This window comes from Mediterraneibacter sp. NSJ-151 (assembly GCF_022487435.1).
GTDB classification, from domain to species: domain Bacteria; phylum Bacillota; class Clostridia; order Lachnospirales; family Lachnospiraceae; genus Schaedlerella; species Schaedlerella hominis.
Map to the genome: position 1 here is coordinate 20,061 of NZ_JAKVPP010000010.1, position 25,199 is coordinate 45,259.

Consider the following 25,199-nt stretch of genomic DNA (forward strand, 5'->3'; position numbering starts at 1 on the left):
CTCAGGAGGGTGTCATGTCATTACAATTCATTTTTGGAAATTCAGGTGCAGGAAAATCGCATCATTTATATAAAGAAGTTATCGCAGAATCCTTGGCTCATCCAGACACCAATTATATTGTATTGGTGCCGGAGCAGTTTACGATGCAGACGCAAAAGGATCTGTGTATGGCACATCCGAACAAAGGAATCATGAATATTGATGTGTTAAGTTTTATTCGTTTATCACACCGTATATTTGAAGAGACAGGCAGAGAAACAAAACATGTTTTAGATGATGAAGGAAAGAATTTAATCCTGCGGAAGATTGCCGGACAGTATGAGTCGGAGTTGAAGGTATTGCGAGGTAATTTAAAAAAACAGGGATATATCAGTGAAGTGAAATCTGTGATTTCTGAGTTTACGCAATATGGCATCGGATTTGATGAACTGGATGAAATGATTGATTCGCTTGGTGAGGAAAGCTATCTTTCTTATAAATTGCGGGACATTCGTACAGTATATGGAGGCTTTGAAAATTATCTTGCAGACAAATATATTACAAAAGAAGAATTGCTGGATGTGTTGAGTGATGCGGTTCCGGAATCGAAAATATTGAAGGATAGTGTTGTCGTACTCGACGGATATACCGGATTTACCCCCGTTCAGAACAGGCTTTTAGGGGAGCTTCTGAAGGTATGTAAAAAAGTTATGATAACCGTAGAAATGGATCAAAGGGAGAATCCATTTGTTTATAAACACCCATATCAACTATTTGCACTTAGTAAGCAAATGGTTACTTCGCTTGTTGAGATTGCAGGAGAAAATCGTATTTTGGTAGATGAACCGGTATATTTATACGAAAAAACACCTTACCGTTTTCGGGATAATCCGGCGATGGCTTTTTTGGAAAATGAGTTGTTCCGCTACAAATGTGGTCATTATACCGAAGAACAGAATGCAATATCATTACATGTAACTCGAAATCCAAAAGAAGAGGCGAATTTTGTTGCGGCGCAAATACATCGGCTTGCGAGAGAAGAAGGAATCCGTTATCGGGAAATGGGCGTGATTGTCAGTGAGATGGGAACATATGCAAATCATTTAGAAAAAGCATGTGAAGAGTATCGGATTCCGATTTTTATGGACCACAAGAAGAGCATCTTGTTAAATGCATTTGTAGAATATTTACGAAGTCTGCTGGCAATGGAAGAAGAAAATTTTTCATACGAAAGTGTTTTTCGTTTTTTGCGGACAGGTATGTCAGGATTTACGAGGGAAGAAGTGGATCGCATGGAAAATTATGTGATTGCACTGGGATTGCGTGGATATAGTAAGTGGTCAGATAAGTGGGTGAGGACTACTTATGAAATGAAAAGAAAAGATGCAGCAGAACAAAAAGAGCTGGCTGTAAGCGCACAGGCATTGGATTCGTTGAATCAATTGAGAGAACGGTTTGTAAAGAAAATAGAAACACTTACAAAGGTATTAAAAAAGCGAAAAAAGACAGTTAAGGAAATAACAATTGCAGTGCATGAATTCTTGCTTCAAGAAAAGATGCAGGAAAATGTGCAGGAGATGGAAAATTATTTTCAAGAGCAGGGAGAGCTTGCACTGGCAAAAGAATATTCGCAGGTATATCGCATTGTAATGGAGCTGTTTGATAAGTTTGTTGAACTTCTCGGAGACGAAGAGATTTCATTAAAAGAATACAATGAGTTATTAGATGCTGGTTTGGAGGAGGCAAAGGTCGGGGTTATTCCGCCAAGTCTGGATCAGGTTGTGATCGGTGATATGGAGCGTACTCGTCTGAATCATTTGAAAGTGTTGTTTTTTGTCGGGGCAAATGATGTTTTTCTTCCGGGAAATCTTGGACAGGGCGGTTTGTTATCGGACAGGGACCGAGAACAGTTTGCAGAACAAAAATTCTCATTATCACCGGGAGCAAAAGAAAAAACATACACGCAGAAATTATATTTGTATATGAATCTGACAAAACCATCGGAGAAGCTCTATCTTTCTTATTCAAAAACATCTGCCGACGGAAAAGGATTGAGACCGGCGTATTTAATCCAGGATTTGAAGCGGATGTATCCGAAGCTGGAAGTGATTGAGGAAGAAAAAAAATCATTATCAGAAAAAGAAATGACATGGATGCAGGGAGCAGAATATCTGGTAGATGGACTGGCCAAGCGACAATACGGATTGAGTAACGAGTGGAAGGAATTGTATTCGTGGTATTTTGAACAAGAAAAGAATCAAGAGAACCCACTTGTGTTGCAAAGAATATTAGACGCAGCATTTTACAAGAAAGAAAAAGAGCAATTAAAAAAAGAGACTGCAAAGGATTTATATGGAAACACAGAGCGTGTCAGCGTGACCAGACTGGAGCGGTTTTCTTCGTGTGCATATGCACATTTTCTGACATATGGGCTTCGCCTTTCAGAGCGGGAACGCTATCAGTTTGAGGCGATGGATCTGGGAAATATAGCACACCAGTCTATGGAAAGATTTGCAAGAAAAGCAGATGATATACAGGTAGACTGGACGGCTATGTCGGAAGAAGTAAAGGAGCGGTTTATTCAGGAGAGTGTGGAAGAAAGTATTCTTGAATACGGAAATACAGTATTGTACAGCACTGCAAGAAATGAGTATACGATCACAAGGATTAAGAAGTTAATCCAGCGTTCTGTATGGGCATTGACAAAGCAAATGGCAGAGAGTGATTTCCGTCCGAGTCTGTATGAATTTAATTTTGGAAGCGGAAAGATTGACAGAATTGATACATGTGAAGATGAAAATGGAGTATATGTAAAGGTTACGGACTATAAGACCGGTATGAAAGCATTTGACATTACAGCATTTTATCATGGATTGCAGATACAGCTTCCGGTTTATCTAAATGCGGCACTGGATGTGGAGCAGAAGAGACATAAAGGAAAAGAGATTATTCCTGCCGGAATTTTCTATTATCGTATGCAAGATCCAATCGTAGATAAAGAAGAGGACGATGAAGTGCTTGAGGGTAAGATTTTAAAAGAGCTTCGTCTGGATGGTTTGGTAAATGCGGATGAAATCGTTGTGGAACATTTACAGCATAATCTGGAAGGAACGTCAAATTATATTCCGGTTTCAAAAACAAAAAGCGGAGCATTGAGTAAAACCTCGAAAGCTCTGTATCCGGATGAATTTTTGGAATTTCTTGATTATACAAAAAAATTAGAAACGAAACTAAAAGGCAAAATGGCAGATGGCGAGGTGCAGGCAGAACCATATGAAATGGGCGGTGCGACCGGATGTGATTATTGTGCCTATCGTGCAATTTGCGGATTTGATACAAGAATCGAAGGCTATGAATATCGCAGACTTGAGAAATATTCCAAAGAGGATGTGTTGGAAAAGATTCATATTGCTGCACAGGAGGAAAGATAAATGGGTGTGAAATGGACAGAAGAACAGCAGAAAGTCATAAATCTGCGTAACCGGAATATTCTTGTATCTGCTGCAGCAGGGTCTGGAAAAACGGCAGTTTTGGTAGAGCGTATTATACAAATGCTGACAGACGAGAAGCATCCTATAGATGTGGACCGTCTGTTGATCGTGACATTTACAGAGGCGGCGGCCGCTGAAATGAAAGAGCGTGTACGAAATGCAATCGAAAAGTCATTAGAAGAAAATCCGGAGAATGCACATTTACAAAGACAGGCAACATTGATCCACAGCGCCTCAATTACAACGATCCACAGCTTTTGCCTATCTGTTATAAGAGAACATTTTCATGTGATAAATCTTGATCCGGGATTTCGTATTGCAGAAGAAGGCGAGTTGAAGCTTCTTTCGCAGGACGTATTAGGAGAAGTTCTGGAATCGTGCTATGAAGAGGCGGATGAGACATTTTTAAAGCTGGTCGAAAAGCTTGGAAGCGGACGGAATGATAAACGCTTAGAGACATTTATTTTACAGTTGTATGAGTATTCAAGGAGTTATCCACAACCGGAAAAATGGCTTTGGCAATGTGTTGATAACTATGCCGTAAATGAACAGGATGGGGCATATTTTATCTTTGAGATTGCGGCAAAACAGACAAAATACTATGTAGAAGATATGCTTGGTATCCTGGATGAGGCACTGGCAATTTGTGAAGAAGCAGATGGTCCATATATGTATGCAGAAATGCTGGAAATGGATATAGAAATGTTGTCAAATCTCAATAGAGAGCAAAATGAATATGAACAGTTATATCAAGAGCTGACATCTATAAAGTGGAAAGCGTTGTCCAGAAAGAAGGATGAAAGCGTTTCGGAGGAAAAGAAAGAAAAAGTAAAACAGCTTCGTGATGAAGTCAAAAAGCAGGTGAAAGATCTAATCGCAGCTTATTATTATGAAAAGCCGGAAGAAATGCTGAAAGACATGGAGGCATCCCACGATACGATGCAGGCATTTGTCGCGTTGGTCCAAATGTTTGCGGATGCATTTGCGGAGAAAAAAAGAACACGAAATCTTATTGATTTCAATGATATGGAGCAGTTTGCCTTGCAGATTCTGACAGAAGAAAAAGAAGGAAAACTGGTTCCATCAATCGTCGCACAGGAATATCAGGAACAGTTTGCAGAAGTTATGATTGATGAATATCAGGACAGTAACCTAATTCAGGAAGCAATTTTAACAAGCGTATCTACGATAAGCAAAGGCAAATACAACGTGTTTATGGTTGGGGATGTTAAGCAGAGTATATATCGTTTTCGTTTATCGCGTCCGGAGTTATTTATGGAAAAATATGAAAATTACAGTCTGGAAGATGGAGAAAAGCAGCGTATTGATCTGCATAAGAATTTCCGAAGCCGTGCAGAAGTGCTCGATAGTACAAATTTTATTTTCGAGCGGATTATGAGAAAAGAGCTTGGAGGAGTAGAGTACGACGAGAATGCGGCACTTTATCTAGGGGCAGATTACGAGACCTTGGTGCGTGAAGATGGCAGCTTGGAAAATGAAGCTGAATTATTGCTTTTAGATACATCCGATGCAGAAATCCCAGATGATCTGGAAGAGGGAACAGAATTTCTTGATGGAACAGGAAAACAATTAGAAGCGCAGATGGTTGCAAAGCGGATTAAAGAACTGGTCGGAAAAGCAAGGGTGAAGGATAAGGAAACCGGCGAATATAGACCGGCCCAATATCGGGATATTGTAATCTTATCAAGAAGTGCAAAAGGGTGGTCGGATGCATTTTCAACGATATTGAATGAAGAAGGAATTCCGGCATATGCAGGTAGCAGGGAAGGCTATTTTGAAACATATGAAGTAAGTGTTTTACTAGATTACCTGCAGCTTTTAGATAACCAGAGACAGGACGTTCCGCTGGCAGCAGTATTGACCTCTCCATTTGTCGGATTATCTGCACAAGAGCTTGCCGAAATCCGAAACTCAAAAGAAAACAGTACATTTTACGAGGCGGCAGAACAAAGCGAAAGACTGCAGGAATTTTACCGACAGCTGGAACATTTCCGCAAATTAATCCCATACACATCCATTCACGAATTGTTGTGGAAAATTTTAGAAGAAACAGGGTACGGTGTGTATATCTCGGCAATGCCTGGCGGTGCGCAGAGAAAGGCAAACCTCGAAATGCTAATTGAAAAAGCATGTTCATTCGAAGGAACAAGTTATAAAGGTTTGTTTAACTTTGTGCGATATATCGAGCAGCTGAAAAAATATGATGTAGATTACGGGGAAGCGAATATTATAGATGAACAGGCAGATACCGTGCGGATCATGACAATCCATAAAAGCAAAGGTTTGGAATTTCCAATTGTATTTGTTGTAGGAATGGGCAAACGTTTCAACATGCAGGACGTAAACGGAAGTATGATTATTCATCCGGAGCTTGGTGTAGGAATCGATCAGATTGACTTGGATAGACGTACAAAAATTCCGACATTTTTAAAGAAAATGATCCAGCAGCAGACAAAATTGGAAACCTTAGGAGAGGAACTTCGAGTACTTTATGTTGCGCTGACCAGAGCAAAAGAAAAATTGATTATGACAGGGCAGCTAAAAGATGCTCGGAATCTTGTGCTCCAATATGAAAATGCTGCGATTGAAAATGCATCGAAAGGCAGTATGACGTTTTCAAAATTAGCATCCGCACATAAATATTTAGACTGGGTACTTCCGGTGGCTGCACAGCCAGATGCACCGATTTCGATTAAAGTGTGGGATTACTGGGATGCTGCGGTACTCGACAAAAGAGAAGAACAAGCCGAGCAGGTAGCAAAGGATATATTAGAGCATTGGAATCTGGAAAATGTATATGACAATGAATTAAAAGAACATTTGAACGAGCAGTTTTCATATCGTTATCCATATCAGCAAATGCAAAAATGGAAAATGAAATTTACCGTATCCGAGCTGAAAAAACGCACCTATTTAAGTGAAGAAAGCAGCGGAGAAAATGGTGAGAAAATGATAGAAGAAGCACCGGTAGTTCCTCTTTTGCCTAAATTTTTACAAGAAGAGGAAGAGGTAAAGGGTGCTTCGCGAGGAAGTGTATATCACAAAGTATTAGAATTGCTTGATTTTACACAAGAATACAATACTACATCCCTAAAAGAAGCAATCAGGCAGATGGAACAAGATAAAATTATTACAAAAGAGATGACAAAGTGCATCCGAATAAAAGATATACAGAACTTCTTGAATAGTAATATCGGAAAAAGAATGCAGAAAGCTGCAAAAAGCAAGCTGCTAAAAACAGAACAGCCATTTGTACTTGGAGTAGATGCAGGAGAGATTTATCGAGAAGAAATAAAGGATGCCTGCCAGACAGCGATGGGAGATATGTGCCAGAAAGAAGTTGAAGATGTTTGTCTATCAGATATGAAGAATGAAATGATATTGGTACAAGGAATCATTGATGTTTATTTCGAAGAAGATGGAGAAATTGTACTGCTGGATTATAAAACCGACAAGGTTCGAAATGGTGCAGAATTGAAAGAGAGATATCATGCACAGTTGGATTATTATGCAAAGGCACTCGAGCAGCTGCTTGGGAAGAAAGTGAAGGAGAAAGTGATTTATTCGTTCTGCCTGGGGGAGAACGTTGATATTTAGTTCATTAAGTGGCAATACGTTCCTTACAAAAAATTGATATAAGAATTCTTGCTCAGATTCCATGAGCGGGAGACACAAAAGAGCGTAAATTTTTGCTAAAAGCAAATGAATTTGAACTCAAACTTGCTGCTACGCAGCTTCAAACATGTTCGTTCAAATTCATTAACACAAAAAATTTACGCTCTAAGTGTCTTCAACGCTCACTCCATATTCGCTCGAATTTCTTATATCAATTTTTTGTAAGTAATGTATTGGCTCAGTCCATGAAGTGAGTGAACTCGAGGAATATTGAGCGATATCTGCGATAGTGGATTTTAGGGGATGCGTAATTTTACTGGAGAGCATCCGCAAGGCATAGAAAGAGTAGGTTGAGGATGCAAAATTTCAATGAGAAACATCCGCATGTTATCGAAAATGTGGGATGCAGATGAAAAATTTGCGAAGGGAGTATCTTTAAATCCCAGAAAAGGCAAGATGTAGATGCAATTATACATGCCAGGCAGGCTAAAAAGTATCTGCAAGTTCAAAGAAAAGCAAGTTGCAGATGCATTGATCTAAAAAAGAGCATCTGCAACAATGAATATCAAGGCAGTGCAGATACATCAGTTGTCAAAAAAGCATCTGCGACAGCAAATAAACTCAGGATATAGATACATCAGATCCAAGAAAAGCAAATCCCTCATCGCTCCACCTATTTCTATCACGATACACCACAAAGCAAGAAAAAGACTATGCAATCCAGCGAATTGGAGTCGGGCTTGCCCGACGAAGCTGAGCAGGAGTGCATAGTCTTTTTTTGCTTGAAGGCCATCGTGAATTAAATAGCAACCTCAAACGCCACCCCATTCTTAGTAAAAAACCTCTGCACCATCCCATCCCACGCTTTTTCAAGTGACTTATCCAACGTGAATGTATTTAAAGATGTTCCGGTGACGCAGGTCAACCCTTGCTCATTAAATTGAATATTCAGATAAAGCCCCTGTACGGTGTTTGGCTGAAAGTCCAGATTCTGCTTAGAGATTAATTTGGCAATATTAGTAGGGGAAAGGCGAAACACAAACTTGAAGCTGAGAGGTGTCCGTTTGCCTTTGATCAAAGAAAAACAATATTCGCGCACTTGCTTCCAGTAAGAATATTCTGGAAGTGCCTCAGAACCGGAGAAAGAGGAAGCAGCAGAAAAAAGTTCTTCGGGTGGAAATTCTGTATAAAAATCTTTTTGAATATAACCATCAATATGGAAGCTGTTAAAGGTGACAATATCACCTTCAATGAAAAGAAAATGGTCAAAAAGCTCTGATAAAAGAAGTTGAGACATAAATTTTTTCGTTTCTGTTAATTTTAAAGAAATCATGTATAAAAAACCTCCGAAAAAGTACTAAAATTGTTACTGTTCACAGTACATGTGACCAGCAACGCATCTCGCCATTTTAAATCGCCTTTGGCGATGGACGAGATGCCGTTCAAGATAAAACGTGCATCCTCCGTGCCAATCAGCGTAGTGATTGACACGGGAATGAACAGTAACCCCCAATTACAGTATAAAATATCATACCATACTTGTTGACTTTTTGGGGTAAAAAAAGTATTATTAAATAAGGAAAATTATGAACAAAAATTCATGATTATTCTCATATGAAAAAACAATTAGAACAGTGAAAATAGATGTTTGGGAAAGGCACGAACGAAGAAATTGAAACAGTATAACAAAAGAAAGAATAGAAGAAAAATAGAAGTATATAGTAGAATTGCTGCTACAGGTGTTGTAGCAGCAATTCTTGTCGTAATTGGAGTTCGATTATCGAACAAACATGAGAACGCAGAGATAAGTGCAGGGATTAAATATATTGAGACGAATGAGAAAAAAGATGTCGCTTCGGTCGAGACAAAGATAGAACGTGTTGAGGCAAAAGAGAAGGAAGAAGCATATAAGGCAGGTACGATAAGCTTAAAAGAGATGTTTGCAAGTACAGTCGTGATGGGAGATTCCATTACGGAGGGATTTACGGCATACGATGTTTTGAATGCGAACAGTGTCGTATCAAAAATAGGTGCATCACTTACTGATCTGGATGACCAGTGTGAAAAGCTAAAAGAGATTAACCCACAGATGGTGTTCGTCTCTTATGGAATGAATGATGTGATCAATACGAATGGAGATACAGATACATTTATCAAACAATATAAAGAGCTGATCGCAAAGATTCAAAAAGAAGTACCGGATACAAAGATTTTGATAAATTCAATATTTCCGGTGCGGCAAAGTGCAATAGCCGAGAAACCGGCATTGACAAATATTTCAAAATACAACGAAGCATTACAGAAGATGTGTGATGAATTACAGATTGCGTATGTGGACAATACAGATCTTGTAAAAGATGAATATTACGACGAGGACGGAATTCATTTTGTATCTGAGTTTTATCCAATATGGGCAGATCACATGGTGGAGGTGTCTTTATCATGACGAACAGGGGAAGTGTTACAAGAACAGAACTTTTTAAATACATAACAGTTGCAGCAATTTTAGTCTTTGTGATTCTGATGCTGATTTTTGCGAGTGGAAGTACAAAAGCATTTGATGAAGTTGCAAAAGGCGTGGAGGCATCATTGGACACAGAGAACCTTGTGAAGCAGGACAGCCAGGCACTGAAGCGTTACTATGGTCTTAACAGTGCAGACTATGATGGTGTGTTATTTTATTCTTCTGCTTCAAGCATGTCAGCGGAAGAAGTGCTTATGATCAAGGTAAAAGATGATGGACAGATGCAGGGCGTTCGCGATGCGATCAATCGGCGTCTTGAAAATAGAAAGAATGACTTTGACGGTTATGCACCAAAACAGGTACAGTTGTTAGATTCAGCACAGCTGAAGGTGAGAGGAGATTATATATTCCTTGCAGTAGCTCCGAAGGCGGATGAATATCGCGCAGCATTTTCGAAGAGTCTGTAAGGTGGAGGGAGAAACATATGCTATTTAGCAGCATTACATTTTTATTTATATTTTTACCACTGACATTGCTTTTGTATTATCTTGTTCCATTTAGGATGAAGAACTATGTGATGTTGGCGGCGAGCTTGATTTTTTACGCATGGGGCGAACCTGTTTATATTATTTTAATGATTCTCTCCATCATATTGAATTATTTTTGTGGACAGGATATTTACGAAAAACGGGATAATGCAAGGGCTATGAAGATGAGCCTTATGTTTGGAGTGGTAATGAATCTGTTGATTCTTGGATTCTTCAAATATTATGGGTTGCTTATGGATACGATCAATGCAATTTTGCCAATCGATATTCCGTATCGTGTGCTGGCTTTGCCAATCGGAATTTCATTTTATACATTCCAGGCAATGTCCTATTTGATTGATGTATATCGAAAAGAGGTAAAACCACAGGAAAATGTTTTATATTTCGCATTGTATATTTCAATGTTTCCGCAGTTGATCGCAGGACCGATCGTCCGCTATATTGACATTGAGGAGCAGTTAAAGGAACGTAGCATCAACTCGACTAAGTTTGGCGAGGGTGCAATGTATTTTATCAGGGGATTAGCAAAGAAAGTAGTTCTGGCAAATACATTTGGCTCGGTATATGAACAGGTTGCTGCGATGCAGATGGGTTCATTTTCAACTTTGACAGCGTGGGTAGGAGCAATCGCGTATGCATTCCAGATTTATTTCGACTTCGGTGGTTATTCGGATATGGCAATTGGTCTTGGCAAGATGTTTGGGTTTGAATTTTTGCCAAACTTTAATTATCCGTATATTGCCAAAAGTATTACAGATTTCTGGAGAAGATGGCACATTTCGCTGAGTACATGGTTCCGTGAATATGTATATATTCCGCTTGGAGGAAATCGATGTACTCCGTCAAGACATATTTTAAATCTGTTGATCGTATGGATGTTGACAGGATTATGGCATGGAGCACAATGGAACTTTATGTTCTGGGGATTGTATTACGGAGTAATCCTTATTTTAGAAAAATATCTCTGGGGAAGTAAGATTGAGAAGCTTCCAGCAGCAGTCCAGCACATTTATGCATTTGTATTGGTTTTATTTGGATGGGTATTTTTCTTCAGCCCGACATTGGGATATGCAGGCCAGTATCTGAAAGTGATGTTTGGTATTGGTGCAAAAGGAATTTTTGATAAGCAGGGATTCTTTATGATTTTTACAAACTGGTTATTGATCGTAATAGCAATTCTGGCATCTGCACCAAGAGGATACAAGCTGTTGAAGAAGATAACAGGATGTTGGCAAAGCGAAGAAGTAAGAGCTATCGTAACTTGTGCGGTTTACATTGCAATGTTCTTACTTTGTATTGCATTCCTTGTAACAGAAACATATAATCCATTTTTATATTTTAGATTCTAGGTGAAAAAATGCAGAATAATAGAAAGAGAAAAAGAAGTGGCTGGAAAATAGAACATATAATAGGAATGGCATTTGTTGTATGTATCGTATTTTTCCTTGTATTAAATATTATCGTTCCAAATAAAGAAATGTCGGAAGAGGAAAATCGAATGTTGGCGGGCAGACCGAAGCTGACAATTGAAAGTCTGGTTTCTGGAGATTTTATGGACAAATTTGAAACCTATCAGGCTGACCAGTTCGTAGGAAGGAATGCCTGGAGAAAATTAAAGACGGCGTTAGATAGAATTGGCGGAAGCAAAGAAGAGAATGGCGTTTTGATTGGGAAAAAAGGTCAGTTGATGGAAGAAATCGCAACACCTGATCAGGAACAGTTGAATGCGAATTTGAAATCTATGAAATCATTTGCGAAATCTTATCCGGATATCAATACATCGGTAATGCTTGTTCCGGATGCTGCAAATGTATTGAAAAACCGTTTGCCGGCACTGGCAACAGTTGCAGATCAAAATCGTATGTTTTCACAGGCAAAACGTGAACTTGGGGAGTCAATCAACTGGATTGATGTGACAAGTTCACTTAAGAAGCATACAGACGAGAAGATTTTCTATAAGACAGATCATCATTGGACAAGCCTTGGAGCATTTTATGTATTTGGAGATGCTGTGGAGTCATTGAATATCAAGTCAGATGCAGTAAGCAACTTCGTGGCATATCCGATATCAACCACATTTAACGGAACCTTGTCCGCAAAGGCCGGGTGCAGATTGGGAGAGAAAGAACAGATTGACATCTATGTTCCGGAAGACTCGGATGAAGATATTTTAGTAAGTTATATTGATGAACAGAAAAAAACAGCATCATTATATGATTCTTCAAAATTAAAGACGAGAGATCAGTACGGTGTATTTTTAGGCGGTAACACATCAGTTATTGATATTAAAACAACATCCGAGGAATCACGGAGAATTTTAATTATAAAAGATTCGTTTGCAAATAGTTTCATTCCGTTTTTGACACCATATTTTAGAGAAATCGTAGTCGTAGACCCGAGATATTATAGTGGAACGATTCAGGACATCATGGATTCTTATCGAATCACAGATGCGTTGTTCTTATACAGCGGAAATACATTTTTCCAGGATAATAACATTAGTGGAATGTTAGGAGCAGGTAAAAGTGAGTAATCAGATAAAAAAAGAGTTTCAGCAGAAAAATGAACCTGTCCGCTTGAATAAATATTTAAGCGAGGCAGGTGTATGTTCGAGAAGAAATGCGGATAAACTGATTGAGAGCGGAGCAGTAACCATAGATGGGAAAAAAGCGACTATGGGGATGAAGGTGCTACCGGGTCAGGTTGTAAAGGTCGGAAAAAAGACGGTTTCCAGAACAGATGAGATGGTGGTTTTAGCAGTAAATAAGCCGGTCGGTATAGTCTGTACAGAAGAGCGCAGGGAACGCAATAGCATTGTTAGATTCTTAAATTATCCGATTCGTGTAACATACATCGGCAGATTGGATAAGGATTCGCATGGTCTTTTACTTATGACGAATAACGGTGATATCATTAATAAAATGATGAGAGCCGGAAATCAGCATGAGAAAGAATATAAAGTGACAGTAGACAAAGAAATCACACCCGAATTTATAAAACAAATGTCGACAGGAGTTCCGATTTTGGATACTGTGACAAGACCTTGCAAGGTGACACAGATTGGAAAATATACATTTACAATCGTGCTTACGCAGGGTTTGAATCGACAAATCCGCAGGATGTGTGAGGCACTTGGATATCAGGTAAAAGATTTGTTCCGCACTCGGGTTATGAATATAGAGTTGAATGGATTAAAAGACGGAGCATATCGGAAGTTGACAGATGCGGAGTTGAATGAATTATATGAACTGATCAAGGATTCTTCAAATGAGACAATTCGATGGGAATAAAAAGAAAATAAACGTATAGTAGAGGTTGCTTTAAAAGTAACCAAGGAGAGGAAAAAAGATGGAAGATAAGAAACAGCGAATGCTGCAACTTGTGGAAATTTTGAATCAGGCTCGCCGTGCTTATGAGCAGGAAGACAGAGAGATCATGAGCAATTACGAGTACGATAAACTGTACGATGAGTTATTGGGACTGGAGCAGGAATTAGGAATGACGCTTGCTTCCAGTCCCACAATTCATGTTGGATATGAAGTGTTAAGTGAGTTGCCAAAAGAGCGTCATGAGAAACCGATGCTCTCATTGGATAAGACGAAAGAAGTTTCACGCCTGAAAGAATTCTTAGGAAGTCAGAAGGCGATGCTGTCCTGGAAGATGGATGGTCTTACAATTGTTCTCACATATCGTGGTGGAGAATTGGAAAAGGCAGTTACCCGAGGAAATGGAGAAGTAGGAGAGGTTATTACAAACAATGCAAAAGTATTTAAAAATGTACCGCTCCACATTCCGTATAAAGGAGAATTGATCCTGCGTGGAGAAGCAATTATCGGATATCATGATTTTGAAAAGATCAATGCCAAGATAGAGGATGTTGATGCAAAATATAAGAATCCAAGAAACTTATGCAGTGGTTCAGTACGACAGCTGAATAATGAAATTACAGCTAAGAGAAACGTAAAATTCTACGCATTTACATTGGTAAAAGCAGATGATGTGGATTTTCAAAATTCCAGAATAAAGCAGATGGACTGGCTGAAAGGACAGGGATTTGAAGTGGTAGAGCATCATCTTGTAGATGCATCTACAATTGAAGATGAGGTTTCATGGTTTGCAGAGCATATTGCAGAAAATGATTTTCCATCAGATGGACTGGTGCTTGTGTATGATGACATTGCATACGGACAGTCTTTGGGAACAACAGCAAAATTTCCGAGAGATTCTTTTGCATTTAAATGGGCAGATGAAATCCGAGAGACAACACTTCGGGAAATTGAGTGGAGTGCATCAAGAACAGGGCTTATTAATCCGGTAGCAATATTTGATCCGGTCGAACTGGAAGGTACGACAGTGAGCAGGGCAAGTGTTCACAATGTCAGTATTATGGAGGAGCTTCAGCTGGGAGTCGGAGATACCATACAGGTATATAAGGCGAATATGATCATTCCTCAGATTGCAGAAAATCTGACACGAAGTGGTAATTGCGTTCCACCGAAGGTATGTCCGGTCTGTGGTGGAGAAACAAAGATTTCCATGGATAACGATACCAAAACATTGTATTGTACAAATCCAATGTGTCAGGCAAAACAGGTGAAATCATTTACGTTATTTGTCAGCAGAGATGCGATGAATATCGAAGGCTTGTCAGAGGCAACTTTAGAAAAATTAATCGACAGGGGATTTATTAAAGATTTCTCAGACATTTTTCATGTAGAGCGTTATAAAGAAGAGATTCAGAAGATGGAAGGTTTTGGAGAAAAATCCTACGATAATCTGATGAAAAGCATCGAGCAGGCAAGAACTACGACACTTCCGAAATTAGTGTACAGTCTTGGGATTGCAAATATCGGACTGGCGAACGCAAAGGTAATCTGCCGGGCATTTGATCAAAATCCGGAAAAAGTGGTGAATGCAACAGAAGAAGAGTTAAGTGCGATTTCCGGAGTGGGAGATGTGATTGCAAAAGCTTACGTTGATTATTTTGCAGATGAGAAACATCGAGAATTATTTAAAAAGCTTTTGTTGGAAGTGACAATCCCAAAAGAAGAACAGACAACAGAGCAAAAGTTCACAGGTATAAATTTTGTTATTACAGGAAGCGTACACCATTTTGCAAATCGTGCAGAGGTAAAAGAAGAAATCGAAAAACGTGGCGGAAAAGTGACAGGTTCGGTTACATCGAAAACAAATTATCTGATTAACAATGATGTAGAATCCACTTCTTCAAAAAATAAGAAAGCAAGAGAGCTCGGTGTTCCGATTATATCAGAAGATGAATTTGTAGAAATGTTAAAATAAAGAGCTTGTTTACAAAAACTTCATTTGAAGTAAGAGTGATATTCCGTTATAATGAGGAATGGTATATAGATACAAAAGAACGGAGGATTTGTAAGATGTCAGATCACGACACAATAATTATAGATGAAGATCAGAATCAGGATTTCAGAGAAGTAGATCTGGAAACAGTGGAAGATCCGAAGGAAGAAGTAGTAACAGTGGAAGATTCCCAGGATGATAAAGAAGATGATTATGAGAAAGTCTGCTTTATCTGTCATCGTCCGGAAAGTGTAGCGGGTAAGATGATGGAATTTCCAAACAATATTACAGTATGTCAGGACTGTCTGCAGAAGAGTTTTGATGCAATGTCAAATATGCCGACAGATCTGAATAAGATGATGAATATGCCGGGAGTTCAGTTTTTGAATCTATCTGATTTGGATAGTCTGTTTCCACAGCAGCCAAAGATTAAGAAAAAGAAGAAAAAATCAACGAAAAAATATAAAAAATTAGATATCAAAGAGATTCCGGCACCACATAAGATCAAAGAGCAGTTAGATCAATATGTAGTTGGTCAGGAATATGCTAAAAAAGCAATGTCAGTAGCAGTATACAACCACTATAAAAGGGTTGCTACAGACACGATGGATGATATTGAGATTGAAAAATCTAATATGCTGATGATCGGACCAACAGGATGCGGTAAAACATTTTTGGTAAAGACATTGGCAAAATTATTAGATGTGCCGTTGGCCATTACAGATGCAACATCTCTGACAGAGGCAGGCTATATCGGAGATGATATTGAAAGTGTTGTTTCTAAGCTTCTGGCAGCAGCGGATAATGATGTAGAGCGTGCTGAACAGGGAATCATTTTCATTGATGAGATTGATAAGATAGCGAAAAAGAAAACATCCAGTCAGCGTGATGTAAGCGGAGAATCGGTACAGCAGGGAATGCTAAAGCTTCTTGAAGGTAGTGAAGTGGAAGTGCCTGTTGGAGCAAACAGTAAAAATGCGATGGTTCCGCTCACAACAGTAAATACAAAAAATATTCTTTTTATCTGTGGAGGTGCATTCCCGGATTTGGAAGAAATCATTAAAGAAAGACTGACAAAGAAAAGTTCAATGGGATTTAATGCTGAGCTGAAAGATAAATATGATGATGACAAAGATTTGATCAGTAAGGTGACAGTAGAAGATTTAAGAAAATTCGGAATGATTCCAGAGTTTATCGGCCGTCTTCCTATTATTTTCACATTGAAAGGTCTGGATAAAGACATGCTTGTGAAAATCCTAAAAGAACCAAAGAATGCGATACTGAAACAGTATCAGAAATTACTTGCATTAGACGAAGTAAATCTTATCTTTGATGATAGTGCACTTGAGGCGATTGCTGAAAAAGCAATGCAAAAGGATACCGGAGCCAGAGCGCTTCGCGCGATCATTGAAGAGTTTATGCTTGACATTATGTATGAAATACCGAAGGATGATAACATCGGACAGGTGACGATCACCCGAGAATATATTGAAGGAACCGGGGGACCGATCATTGAATTGAGAGGCCAGCAGGTACCACGACTTAGTTAGAAAAGTTATCGTTTATAGTTATACTATGACTATGAACGAACATGGGAAAGTGTTCTAAAAAATATATAAGATGTCACACGTAAGTTATTGGGGGATAACGAAGTGAAAATGACAACATAGGAGGAGCGTAATGGAAAGCTATAGTTATCTATTGGATCTGGCAATCATACTTCTTGGCACAAAAGTATTGGGGCTTTTGACAAAGAGAGTACAGATGCCGCAGGTAGTAGGAGCACTTTTGGCAGGACTGGTTTTAGGACCGGTAGGGTTAGGAGTGTTAAGTGAAACAGCCTTTATTCATGAAATTGCAGAAATCGGTGTAATTGTACTGATGTTCTGTGCCGGAATGGAGACTGATATCAAAGAACTCAAAGCAAGTGGAAAAGCGTCATTTGTAATTGCACTTTGCGGTGTAATCGTTCCACTGATTGGAGGATATTTCTGTGCGGTTATATTTAACAGACCAGGAATGATTCCGTCTTATGCAAGTGCAAGCACATTTTTACAAAATATTTTTATTGGAGTAATCCTCACAGCAACGTCTGTAAGTATTACAGTTGAAACATTAAAGGAACTGGGGAAATTAAAAACACGTTCAGGAAATGCAATACTTGGAGCAGCAATTATTGATGATATTCTTGGTATTATTGCACTTACAATTGTTACAAGTATGGCAGATGACAGTGTAAATATTGCGATTGTTCTGATCAAAGTAGTGGCATTCTTTGTATTTGCAGCAATCGTAGGAGTTATTTTTTATAAATTTTATAAGAAATGGGTCGACGGAGCAAAAAAAGAATTACATCGTCACACAATCGTTGCATTTGTATTCTGTCTATTAATGTCATATATTGCAGAAGCAGTATTTGGCGTAGCAGATATCACAGGTGCATTTATCGCAGGTCTGATTATTTCTAACATAGAACGTTCAGAATATTTGCAGACTAAATTTGATACAATTTCATACATGCTGCTTTCACCGGTATTCTTTGCAAGTATTGGACTTAAAGTTGTATTGCCGAAAATGAATTTTACAATTGTTGCGTTTGCAGTAGTACTTACAATCGTTGCAATTCTGACAAAAATTATTGGTTGTGGTATCGGTGCAAAAATGTGTGGATACCAGAATTATCAGGCAAAACGTATTGGTATCGGTATGATCTCACGTGGTGAGGTGGCATTGATTGTTGCCAGTAAAGGTTCTACGCTTGGACTGTTGGGAATTGCATTTTTAGGACCTGTCATCATTGTGGTGGTAATTACAACAATTATCACACCGATTCTTCTGAAAATGGTATTCCGTGATGGAACAAAACCGACAGAGCCAATTGCTGCCGGAGAAGAAATCAAGAGTTACTATGAGAATGTAGAAGAGATTCGTCGTGGTGACAGGCGCGAATAACAATAATAGAAATTAATAAAAAGAGAAACATTGTAAGAGAAAATCCTGCAATGTTTCTTTTTTGTTGCCTGGTATAGGACGAAAGCTTAGGAAAACTTTTTTAGTAATTTCGTAATTCCTCAAAAGTGTGAAATAAATTCAATTGTCCATATCCCCATTCAGGATTTGGAAATGTCATATTTGAAGGTCTGGTAGCACCGATGATAAAAAGGCTTTTAATTTGTGTAGAATCCACACTTTCCGTGCCAAGCTGGAACAAGATCCATTCCAGAAGAAGGGCACATGCACCGGCGGTAATAGCAACGGACAGACTAGAGCCGGAGCGGACGGCAAAACGATTGTTTGGTAACGAACCAAGAATAGAAATGCCGGGGGCAGTGAAATCAGGATGGATTCCATCGTAGCGGTCATATCCTCGTCCGGAATCCAAAGCAATCGCATTTGTATTTCCATCGTAATAAGAGACACAAATCGGCCGGGAAGCATTTCCGGGATTTGTGATTGTATAATAAGGATTCGAATTCAAAAAAAATACTTCCCCTTGGATGAAACTGCTTAACGGGAGCCACATATGAAATAGCCCGTCGATTATGCGAAGTGGCGAAACGATGATTTTCCATATACCGGGAGAAGGTTTTTGAAAGCGAAAGAAAATCAGCTCCTGATTGGTTCGCTCTACCAATAATTTATAATCAACAATAGCTGTTGTGCCTTCTAGTAAAAACTGAAATTCATCACGTTCTGTAGTGCGGATTGTATTTCGTCCACGGATTTCACCGGAAGGAGAAACGATGGAAAAAGCAAGAATATTAGGAATACTGTTCCAAAGCTCCAGCGTAAATCCGGGAACACCTTCACCTACACGGATCTCCACTGTTGCACTATCAGCAATGTTTTTTAGAGTATATTGAAAATGATGTCTACCATTTGCTTCATTTCCTACGCCGGTTACAGGAATGATATTTGCTTTAGATGCATACAGATTCAGAAGATTAGAGAGTGGGAGTAAGCCAAGATGTCCACCGGAATTTGTGCCGAGTGCAATGCAGAGAATAAGTGGCAGTTTATATTTTGCGGCAAGGTCAGATAAATATTTTACAGCAAGCAAAATGTCAGTCTCCTGATAAGCTGTTGCAGAATCAGCAATAAAATAATAGTCGCGGAGATATTGTTTGGCTGGTTTTAATTTTACAACAGCGAGAGTCGCTTCCGGGGCAGCCCCAAGAAAGTTTTCCTGCGGGGCACCGCCACCACATGCAAGAGAGGCAACAAAAGTTCCATGGCCTTCGCCATCTTGTGAAGGAACAATGTTCAGTGGTTGCTCTGATGCAAGCGCATCATTAATCTGGGGTTGTGTATATTCAGAGCCATAATAAAAATTGTCAGGAGGAGTTCCGGTCTGAATCGTCTGATCCCATATAGAAAGAATTCGAGTCGAACCATCCAGATTACGAAAAAGAGGGCTTAAATAATCAATTCCACTGTCTAAAAAACCAATCAAGACACCCTTACCTTTCAATTGCAGAGTAGGATAATTCTGGATTGAGAGAATACCGGTCTGGTTTAATGTTTCCATACTAATAGGGGCATAGCATTTCGGAATAGAAGCGTAAGGAAATTGCTTTAATGTGATGGGTTCAGCCTGAATGGCAGAAATATAAATACAACGATAATCAAAATTCGCATTTTGTATACAGGAATTTTGCAAGGCAATATCAGAGAGAAAAGAAGTCTGGATGCCATCGAGGATGAAGTCACGATAGTCTTCGGAAAGAATGCGTTCTTTGCAGAGAGAATTGGACATGGCGGGACCTCGTTTTTTATTAGTATATGCAAGGAAGAAGCCGGCAATGACGTAGAATGAAATATTTAGATGTAATTAGAAGAAAGATATGCTATTATGTGAGGGAGAAATCAAAAAAGTAAACGAATGTGAAGGAGATACCACAAATGTTAGTATGTGATTATATAGTAGAATCAATTGATGGAGATTACGCCAACTTAAGAAGAGTGGACAAACCAGAAGAAGAGTTAAAATTAGTTGCGAGAGCATTATTGCCGGAAAATATTGTAGAAGGCGGAAGACTGCATTATGAGATGTTGCAGTATACAATTGTGTAAAGAAGAGGTGTAGCATGTATAAAATATTAATTGTGGAGGATGATACGACCATTGCAAATGGTTTAAAGAATCATCTTGAAAAATGGGATTATGAGGTGGAGTGTATCACGGATTTCAAAAATATTATGGATAGCTTTACAAAAAATGAACCACAATTGGTATTGCTGGATATCGTATTGCCATTTTTTAATGGATTTCACTGGTGTCAGGAAATCAGAAAGATTTCAAAAGTTCCAATTATTTTCCTCTCATCGGCGAATGATAATATGAATATTGTGATGGCAATGAATATGGGCGGGGATGAATTTATCGAAAAACCATTTGATTTTGCGGTGGTAACGGCGAAGGTGCAGGCTGTTTTGCGAAGAACATATGAATTCAGAGGAAACACCAACATGTTGGAATGGCATGGTGCATATTTGAATCTTTCAGATGCAACACTTCAATATCAAGAGCAGAAAATGGAGTTGACCAAAAATGAGTTCCGCATTTTACAGATGCTTATAGAAAATGCCGGGAAGATTATATCCAGAGACAATATTATTACAAGGCTCTGGGAGAGCGACGAATTTATAGATGATAATACATTGACAGTCAATGTTGCAAGACTTCGAAGGAAGTTGGAAAAGATGGGATTGGAAAATATGATTCTTACAAAAAAAGGTATTGGATATATGGTGGAAGCATGATAAAAATGTTTTTGAAATCAAAACAGAACGAGCTGCTGTGTTATATCGGAAGCATGCTATTATTTGTTACAGTACTATTCCTGTATGATGTAAGGACAGATGCAATTCAATATGGTTTATTGCTTTCAACTGTTTTATTCCTGCTCAATTTAACATTACAATTTTTCAAATTCCAAAAACGTCTATCTGAGCAGGATTATCAGAATATTATAAAGAATCTGAAGGAACAAAACAGTGAGTTGAAATCTCAGGAACGCATTTTCAAACAGGAAATGTCAGACTACTATAGTATGTGGGTACACCAGATTAAGACACCGATTGCTGCCATGCATGTATTACAGCAGATATTAGAGGAAGAATACCCGGAACAAAAGTATATAAAAGAAATCAAACTGGAATTATTTAAAATTGAGCAATATGTAGAAATGGTGCTGACATATCTTAGAATGGGAGAAATGTCAGGAGATTTGAAGTTTGAGAAATATTCATTGGATGCCATAGTAAGGCAGGTTATCCGAAAATACTCACAGATGTTTATTTTACGGAAAATACATTTGCAGTACGCAAAAACTTCGCAGTGTATTGTCACAGACGAGAAATGGCTGCAGTTTGTGCTGGAGCAGGTTCTTTCCAATGCACTAAAATATACGAAAGACGGCGGAATGATTTTTATTTATACAGAAGAAAAAGAAAATAAAAAATGTCTTGTGATTGAAGATTCCGGAATCGGCATTCAGGCGGAAGATTTGCCAAGAGTATTTGAAAAAGGATTCACAGGTTATAATGGAAGAGCCGACAAGAAATCCACAGGAATAGGATTGTATATGTGTAAGAAGATTATGGAACGGCTGAACCATCAAATTTGGATTGAGTCGGAGATAGATAAGGGGACAAAGGTGTATCTGGATCTTGCAAGAGAAGAATGGACTATTGAATAAGCATGAAAGAGTATGAATAAGCAATCTTACAGTAATGTAAGATACGAGAGGAAAATGTAATCTATTTCGATGGAAACACATTTTCCTTTTTTCTATAATAAGCCTTGTAAAAAAGAAAAACGTTGGGAAAGGATGGAAAAAATGGCATTACTGGAAGTAAAAAACGTAAAGAAAATATATACGACAAGGTTTGGAAACAATCAGGTTGAGGCTTTGAAAAATGTAAATTTTTCAGTAGAATCCGGAGAGTATGTCGCAATTATGGGAGAGTCCGGTTCAGGAAAAACAACGCTTTTAAATATACTGGCAGCGTTGGATAAACCGACAGAAGGAAAAGTATATTTGAAAGGGAATAATCTGGGAAATTTAAAAGAAAAAGATATTGCAGCATTTCGCAGACAAAATATGGGATTTGTATTTCAGGATTTTAATCTGTTAGATACATTTTCATTAAAAGATAATATTTATTTACCGCTTGTATTGTCCGGAGCAAAATATAATACGATGGAGAAACGGCTGGCTCCGATTGCAGAAAAGCTGGGAATCACACAGATTTTAGATAAATATCCGTATGAGGTATCAGGCGGTCAAAAACAGCGGGCGGCAATAGCAAGAGCACTGATTACAAAACCACAGCTGATTTTGGCAGATGAGCTGTCTGGCGCATTGGACTCAAAGGCGGCAGACAGTCTCATGAATTTATTTACTACGATCAATCAGGACGGGCAGACCATATTAATGGTAACTCACAGCGTAAAAGCGGCAAGCAGTGCAAACAGGATTTTATTTATCAAAGATGGAGAAGTATTTCATCAGATTTACAGAGGAAATCTCACCAGTGAACAGCTGTATCAGAAAATCGCAGATACGCTTACAGTGTTGACAACAGGAGGTGAGGATGGTGAATAATACACTTTATCCGAAACTTGCGGTTACAAATTTGAAAAATAATAGAAAGACATATGTCCCATACATTTTCACGGCAGTATTATGCGTCATGATGTTTTACATGATTGACGCACTTAGCAGAAGCGAAAGTGTCGAAGAAGTTACGATGCAAATATGTTTACGTTATGCAGTCGCAGTGGTGTTGATTTTTTCTTTGATCTTTTTATTTTATACAAATAGTTTTTTGATTAAAAGAAGAAAAAAAGAAATCGGAGTATATCACATTTTAGGAATGGGAAAATCGCATATATCGAAAATGATGTTGATAGAAATGCTCATAACAGCCGGAGTTAGCATTGTAGCCGGAATCGTATTTGGCGTGATATTCGGAAAACTGATGTATCTTATTTTATTAAAAATCCTGCACAGCAAAGTGTCGATGGCATTCGCAATCAGCCTGAGCTCAGTGAGAGATACAGTATTGCTATTTGTTGTGATTTTTTCACTTTCATTTCTGTATAATTTATTGCAGATTAAATTATCAAATCCAATCGAACTTTTACATGGAGGAAATCAAGGAGAAAAAGAGCCAAAAACAAAATGGTTTTTAACGCTGGTCGGAGTGGCAGCACTCGGGACAGGGTACTATCTTGCTATTACAACAGAGCACCCGCTTGATGCCCTTTCTCACTTTTTTGTTGCAGTTGTCTGTGTAATCGTGGGAACTTATGCACTTTTTACAGCAGGCAGTATTGCAATTTTGAAAATGTTGAAAAAGAATAAAAAATTTTACTATCAGCCAAAGCATTTCACAACAATATCCGGCATGATATACCGCATGAAGCAAAATGCGGTTGGACTTGCGAATATTTGCATTTTAAGTACAATGGTGCTGATCATGGTTTCGACAACAGTGTCACTTTATGCCGGAATGGAAGATATTTTAAAGGCAAGATTTCCACAAGATTCTAGCATTACGATGCAATCTCAGGATGAAAAAACAAAAATGTTGATAAATGAGTTGATTGATAAAACAGAAAAAGAAGGAGTAAAGATTTCATCCAGATTTGAATACGATTATGGAGCATTATCAGGAACCCAGAATGGTGACACATTAAATTTAACTCCAGTGACAAATTATGGAAGAGCAACTCTCTTTATTGTAAATCTAATTCCGGTCGAAGATTATAATCGGATAGAAAAGAAACAGGTTTCATTGAAAGATGATGAAGTGATGATTTATCGGACAAACGGAACTTATGGAGAAAATAGTGTAAAGATAAATGGCCGGACTTATAAAATAGCGCAGGAATTAAATGAATTAAAAGCTGAGCCCAAAAATAAAGCAGGTGCATTCGGAACCTATTATATTATTTGTTCAAGTAAAGAACAGGTTCAGAAAATGCTGTATGAGATTGTGTCAAACACAAAAGGAATAGAACCAGAATATATAGATGTTTTAGCTGCACTGAATCATACTGTACGTTTCAATATGTCGGGTGATGCAAACAAGTATGAAAACGTAATCCATAATATGCAAAATGAATATCCAGAGCTTTCTAATGTGGAGTTCCAAAACAGACAAATGAGTGAAAATTCATTTTACGAACTCTATGGAAGTCTCTTATTCATCGGAATTTACATGGGGATTTTATTTGTCGTAGCAACAGTCTTAATCATTTATTACAAGCAAATATCCGAAGGTTACGATGACCGGGAACGCTTCCAGATCATGCAGAAAGTAGGGATGAGTAAAAAAGAAGTGAAATATTCTATTAAAAATCAGGTGTTAAGCGTATTTTTCCTTCCACTTATCACAGCTGTGATTCATGTGATGGTCGCATTTCCTGTAGTAATGAAATTACTGGCATTATTGAATCTGGCAAACAAGACATTGTTTATGCTTTGCACAGGTGTGACAATAGTAGTGTTTGCAGGATTCTATGCAGTTGTGTATGGCGTGACGGCTAGAGAGTACTATAAGATTGTAAATTGAGAAAGCATCAGAAATGACCACATTTACGAAACACTAAAAAACAAGAACTGACTATGCCCTCCTGCGGGAGCTTCGTCGGGCAAGCCCGACTCCAATTCGCTGGATTGCATAGTCAGTTCTTGTTTTTGATGTTTCACAAAGTTTGTTGGTTTTTCGCCCTTGTTGAGAATGAGAGTTA

Annotated in this window: 17 protein-coding genes; 15 read left to right on the forward strand and 2 right to left on the reverse strand. The window is 38.4% G+C overall.

Annotated features, from left to right (window positions below; genetic code table 11):
* Positions 1–14 precede the first annotated feature (14 nt).
* Together addB and addA are read left to right on the forward strand one after the other, a co-directional pair.
* Positions 15–3,410, forward strand: a complete 3,396-nt coding sequence (gene addB, locus LQE94_RS11005) for a helicase-exonuclease AddAB subunit AddB (RefSeq protein WP_240577703.1) — start codon at positions 15–17, stop codon at positions 3,408–3,410.
* Complete coding sequence (addA, locus tag LQE94_RS11010) at positions 3,411–7,088, forward strand: helicase-exonuclease AddAB subunit AddA (RefSeq protein WP_240577704.1); 3,678 nt, start codon at positions 3,411–3,413, stop codon at positions 7,086–7,088. It abuts the gene before it with no gap.
* An 817-nt stretch (positions 7,089–7,905) separates the two neighbouring features.
* Here the strand turns inward: addA and LQE94_RS11015 are convergent.
* On the reverse strand, positions 7,906–8,439 hold the full coding sequence (locus LQE94_RS11015; protein WP_186864631.1) for a DUF5721 family protein: 534 nt from the start codon (positions 8,437–8,439) through the stop codon (positions 7,906–7,908).
* 315 nt (positions 8,440–8,754) lie between these two features.
* Between LQE94_RS11015 and LQE94_RS11020 the strand changes: the two genes are divergently transcribed.
* From LQE94_RS11020 to LQE94_RS11055, 8 genes are all read left to right on the forward strand, one after another.
* Complete coding sequence (locus LQE94_RS11020; protein ID WP_240577705.1) at positions 8,755–9,552, forward strand: GDSL-type esterase/lipase family protein; 798 nt, start codon at positions 8,755–8,757, stop codon at positions 9,550–9,552.
* Complete coding sequence (locus tag LQE94_RS11025; RefSeq protein ID WP_118738080.1) at positions 9,549–10,037, forward strand: DUF4358 domain-containing protein; 489 nt, start codon at positions 9,549–9,551, stop codon at positions 10,035–10,037. Before LQE94_RS11020 ends, LQE94_RS11025 begins: the two co-directional genes overlap by 4 nt.
* A 17-nt stretch (positions 10,038–10,054) precedes the next feature.
* The gene (locus LQE94_RS11030; RefSeq protein ID WP_240577706.1) at positions 10,055–11,467 is read left to right on the forward strand and encodes an MBOAT family O-acyltransferase; all 1,413 of its coding nucleotides are present in this window, start codon (positions 10,055–10,057) and stop codon (positions 11,465–11,467) included.
* Positions 11,468–11,475: 8 nt separating this feature from the next.
* Positions 11,476–12,651: a DHHW family protein gene (locus LQE94_RS11035; RefSeq protein WP_022074577.1), complete on the forward strand. Its 1,176-nt coding sequence runs from the start codon at positions 11,476–11,478 to the stop codon at positions 12,649–12,651.
* On the forward strand, positions 12,644–13,408 hold the full coding sequence (gene rluF, locus LQE94_RS11040; RefSeq protein ID WP_118738078.1) for a 23S rRNA pseudouridine(2604) synthase RluF: 765 nt from the start codon (positions 12,644–12,646) through the stop codon (positions 13,406–13,408). The genes LQE94_RS11035 and rluF overlap by 8 nt, the downstream gene beginning before the upstream one ends.
* 58 nt (positions 13,409–13,466) lie before the next feature.
* Entirely contained in the window at positions 13,467–15,419 is a 1,953-nt protein-coding gene (ligA, locus tag LQE94_RS11045) for an NAD-dependent DNA ligase LigA (protein WP_118738077.1), read from the forward strand.
* 95 nt (positions 15,420–15,514) lie between these two features.
* A complete protein-coding gene (gene clpX, locus LQE94_RS11050; protein ID WP_022074580.1) occupies positions 15,515–16,987 on the forward strand; it encodes an ATP-dependent Clp protease ATP-binding subunit ClpX in 1,473 nt (490 codons plus the stop codon).
* Positions 16,988–17,117: 130 nt separating this feature from the next.
* Positions 17,118–18,389, forward strand: a complete 1,272-nt coding sequence (locus LQE94_RS11055; RefSeq protein WP_240577707.1) for a cation:proton antiporter — start codon at positions 17,118–17,120, stop codon at positions 18,387–18,389.
* Positions 18,390–18,489: 100 nt separating this feature from the next.
* Here the strand turns inward: LQE94_RS11055 and LQE94_RS11060 are convergent, their stop codons facing one another.
* Positions 18,490–20,193 carry a S8 family peptidase gene (locus LQE94_RS11060; protein ID WP_118738076.1) on the reverse strand — a complete coding sequence of 568 codons (1,704 nt, stop codon included), beginning with the start codon at positions 20,191–20,193 and terminating at the stop codon, positions 18,490–18,492.
* A 146-nt stretch (positions 20,194–20,339) separates the two neighbouring features.
* On the opposite strand from LQE94_RS11060, the gene LQE94_RS11065 reads away from it, so the two are divergent.
* From LQE94_RS11065 to LQE94_RS11085, 5 genes are all read left to right on the forward strand, one after another.
* Positions 20,340–20,510, forward strand: a complete 171-nt coding sequence (locus LQE94_RS11065; protein ID WP_022074583.1) for a hypothetical protein — start codon at positions 20,340–20,342, stop codon at positions 20,508–20,510.
* 14 nt (positions 20,511–20,524) lie between these two features.
* Entirely contained in the window at positions 20,525–21,199 is a 675-nt protein-coding gene (locus LQE94_RS11070; RefSeq protein WP_118738075.1) for a response regulator transcription factor, read from the forward strand.
* The gene (locus tag LQE94_RS11075; protein WP_118738074.1) at positions 21,196–22,137 is read left to right on the forward strand and encodes a sensor histidine kinase; all 942 of its coding nucleotides are present in this window, start codon (positions 21,196–21,198) and stop codon (positions 22,135–22,137) included. The genes LQE94_RS11070 and LQE94_RS11075 overlap by 4 nt, the downstream gene beginning before the upstream one ends.
* Before the next feature lie 141 nt (positions 22,138–22,278).
* Positions 22,279–23,046 carry an ABC transporter ATP-binding protein gene (locus LQE94_RS11080; RefSeq protein WP_240577708.1) on the forward strand — a complete coding sequence of 256 codons (768 nt, stop codon included), beginning with the start codon at positions 22,279–22,281 and terminating at the stop codon, positions 23,044–23,046.
* Positions 23,036–25,021, forward strand: a complete 1,986-nt coding sequence (locus LQE94_RS11085; RefSeq protein WP_240577709.1) for an ABC transporter permease — start codon at positions 23,036–23,038, stop codon at positions 25,019–25,021. The genes LQE94_RS11080 and LQE94_RS11085 overlap by 11 nt, the downstream gene beginning before the upstream one ends.
* The last annotated feature ends 178 nt before the right edge of the window (positions 25,022–25,199 follow it).

Excerpts from the sequence above, each read along its gene's own strand:
- addB (WP_240577703.1), top strand. The coding sequence starts at position 15 with ATGTCATTACAATTCATTTTTGGAAATTCAGGTGCAGGAAAATCGCAT.
- addA (WP_240577704.1), top strand. The coding sequence starts at position 3,411 with ATGGGTGTGAAATGGACAGAAGAACAGCAGAAAGTCATAAATCTGCGT.
- LQE94_RS11015 (WP_186864631.1), bottom strand. The coding sequence starts at position 8,439 with ATGATTTCTTTAAAATTAACAGAAACGAAAAAATTTATGTCTCAACTT.
- LQE94_RS11025 (WP_118738080.1), top strand. The coding sequence starts at position 9,549 with ATGACGAACAGGGGAAGTGTTACAAGAACAGAACTTTTTAAATACATA.
- LQE94_RS11030 (WP_240577706.1), top strand. The coding sequence starts at position 10,055 with ATGCTATTTAGCAGCATTACATTTTTATTTATATTTTTACCACTGACA.
- LQE94_RS11035 (WP_022074577.1), top strand. The coding sequence starts at position 11,476 with ATGCAGAATAATAGAAAGAGAAAAAGAAGTGGCTGGAAAATAGAACAT.
- ligA (WP_118738077.1), top strand. The coding sequence starts at position 13,467 with ATGGAAGATAAGAAACAGCGAATGCTGCAACTTGTGGAAATTTTGAAT.
- clpX (WP_022074580.1), top strand. The coding sequence starts at position 15,515 with ATGTCAGATCACGACACAATAATTATAGATGAAGATCAGAATCAGGAT.
- LQE94_RS11055 (WP_240577707.1), top strand. The coding sequence starts at position 17,118 with ATGGAAAGCTATAGTTATCTATTGGATCTGGCAATCATACTTCTTGGC.
- LQE94_RS11060 (WP_118738076.1), bottom strand. The coding sequence starts at position 20,193 with ATGTCCAATTCTCTCTGCAAAGAACGCATTCTTTCCGAAGACTATCGT.
- LQE94_RS11065 (WP_022074583.1), top strand. The coding sequence starts at position 20,340 with ATGTTAGTATGTGATTATATAGTAGAATCAATTGATGGAGATTACGCC.
- LQE94_RS11070 (WP_118738075.1), top strand. The coding sequence starts at position 20,525 with ATGTATAAAATATTAATTGTGGAGGATGATACGACCATTGCAAATGGT.
- LQE94_RS11075 (WP_118738074.1), top strand. The coding sequence starts at position 21,196 with ATGATAAAAATGTTTTTGAAATCAAAACAGAACGAGCTGCTGTGTTAT.
- LQE94_RS11080 (WP_240577708.1), top strand. The coding sequence starts at position 22,279 with ATGGCATTACTGGAAGTAAAAAACGTAAAGAAAATATATACGACAAGG.
- LQE94_RS11085 (WP_240577709.1), top strand. The coding sequence starts at position 23,036 with ATGGTGAATAATACACTTTATCCGAAACTTGCGGTTACAAATTTGAAA.